Source organism: Algibacter sp., from assembly GCF_049667265.1.
Classification (GTDB): Bacteria; Bacteroidota; Bacteroidia; order Flavobacteriales; family Flavobacteriaceae; genus Algibacter_B.
This window is the reverse complement of record NZ_JBATHX010000280.1, coordinates 1-2,155: the sequence shown is the minus strand read 5'-3', so window position 1 is coordinate 2,155 and position 2,155 is coordinate 1. Positions and strand designations below refer to the sequence as shown.

Below are 2,155 nucleotides of genomic sequence, written 5' to 3'. Positions count from 1 at the left end.
GTTTCAGGTAGAACGCAACGTAGATCTAAGTATGGTGCAAAACGCCCTAAGAAGTAATTAAAACTTTAAGAAGAAGACATGAGAAAAAGAGCAGCAAAAAAGAGACCGCTTTTGCCAGATCCACGTTTTAACGACCAGTTAGTAACTCGTTTCGTTAATATGATGATGTGGGATGGAAAGAAATCGGTAGCTTTTAAAGTATTCTACGATGCAATTGATATTGTAGACTCGAAAAAAACGGACGAAGAAAAAACAGCTTTAGAAATCTGGAAAGACGCTTTATCTAACGTTATGCCTCACGTAGAAGTACGTAGTCGTAGAGTAGGTGGTGCAACATTCCAAATTCCAATGCAAATTCGTCCAGACAGAAAAGTTTCAACAGCAATGAAATGGCTAATTAGCTATTCACGTAAAAGAAATGAAAAATCTATGGCATTACGTTTAGCATCTGAAGTTTTAGCAGCAGCTAAAGAAGAAGGAGCGGCGGTTAAGAAAAGAGTAGATACTCACAAAATGGCAGAGGCTAACAAAGCATTCTCTCACTTTAGATTTTAAGAAATGGCAAGAGATTTAACATTAACAAGAAATATAGGTATTGCTGCACATATTGATGCAGGAAAAACTACTACTACAGAGCGTATTCTTTATTATACAGGAGTTTCTCATAAAATTGGTGAAGTGCATGATGGCGCTGCAACAATGGACTGGATGGAGCAGGAGCAAGAAAGAGGAATTACAATTACTTCGGCAGCTACAACTTGTGAGTGGGTATTTCCAAGATTGAATGGAGAGCCAACTGATGAGTCTAAGGAATTCCATTTTAATATTATTGATACACCTGGTCACGTTGATTTTACGGTTGAAGTAAACCGTTCATTACGTGTACTTGATGGTTTAGTATTCTTATTTAGTGCTGTTGATGGTGTTGAGCCACAATCAGAAACTAACTGGAGATTAGCTGATAACTATAAAGTGCCAAGAATTGGGTTCGTAAATAAAATGGACCGTCAAGGATCTGACTTTTTAGGGGTTTGTCAACAAGTAAAAGATATGTTGAAATCTAACGCGGTGCCAATCGTTTTAAACATTGGTGATGAGGAAGATTTTAAAGGTGTTATAGATTTAGTAAAGAATAGAGCTATTGTTTGGCATGATGAAACTCAAGGGGCAACTTTTGATGTTATTGATATTCCCGAAGAGCTTAAAGCTGAAGCTAAAAAATATAGAGCGTTATTAATTGAAGAAGTAGCAGGTTACGATGAGAACTTACTTGAGAAGTTCATGGAAGATGAAGATTCAATTACAGAAGACGAAGTGCACGCTGCACTTAGGGCTGCTGTAATGGATATGGCAATCATTCCTATGATTTGTGGTTCTGCATTTAAAAATAAAGGTGTTCAATTCTTATTAGATGCTGTATGTCGTTATTTACCTTCTCCAATGGATAAGGAAGGTATTAAGGGAATGAATCCTGATACTGATAAAGAAGAATTACGTAAGCCAAGTGTAAAGGAGCCATTTGCTGCTTTAGCATTTAAAATTGCTACCGATCCTTTTGTTGGACGTTTAGCATTTTTCCGTGCATACTCTGGTCGTTTAGATGCAGGTTCTTATGTATTGAATAATCGTTCTGGTAAAAAAGAACGTATTTCTCGTATCTACCAAATGCACGCTAACAAACAAAATGCAATCGATTTTATCGAAGCTGGAGATATTGGAGCTGCTGTTGGATTTAAATCTATCAAAACAGGAGATACGCTTTCAGATGAAAAGCACCCTATTGTTTTAGAATCAATGGACTTCCCTGATCCAGTAATTGGTATTGCGGTGGAGCCTAAAACTAAAGCAGACGTTGATAAATTAGGTATGGGCTTAGCTAAATTGGCTGAGGAAGATCCTACCTTTACAGTACGTTCAGATGAAGCTTCAGGACAAACTATTATTTCTGGGATGGGTGAATTACACTTAGATGTAATTGTAGATCGTTTAAAAAGAGAATTTAAAGTTGAGGTTAATCAAGGTCAACCACAAGTAGAATATAAAGAAGCTATTACAGCGTCTGCAGATCATAGAGAAGTTTACAAAAAACAATCTGGTGGTCGTGGTAAATTTGCTGATATCGTATTTACGATTGAACCAGCAGATGAAGGTGTTG

General features: G+C 37.0%; 2 protein-coding genes. Both read left to right on the top strand.

What is annotated here, in order from left to right; genetic code table 11:
- The first annotated feature begins 78 nt into the window (after positions 1 to 78).
- Positions 79 to 555 (top strand): 30S ribosomal protein S7, encoded by a 477-nt coding sequence (gene rpsG, locus WBN21_RS10505; protein ID WP_034043281.1) that lies wholly within the window; start codon positions 79 to 81, stop codon positions 553 to 555.
- Positions 556 to 558: 3 nt separating this feature from the next.
- Positions 559 to 2,155: elongation factor G (fusA, locus tag WBN21_RS10500; RefSeq protein WP_424200052.1), on the top strand; the 1,597-nt coding region annotated here is incomplete at its 3' end.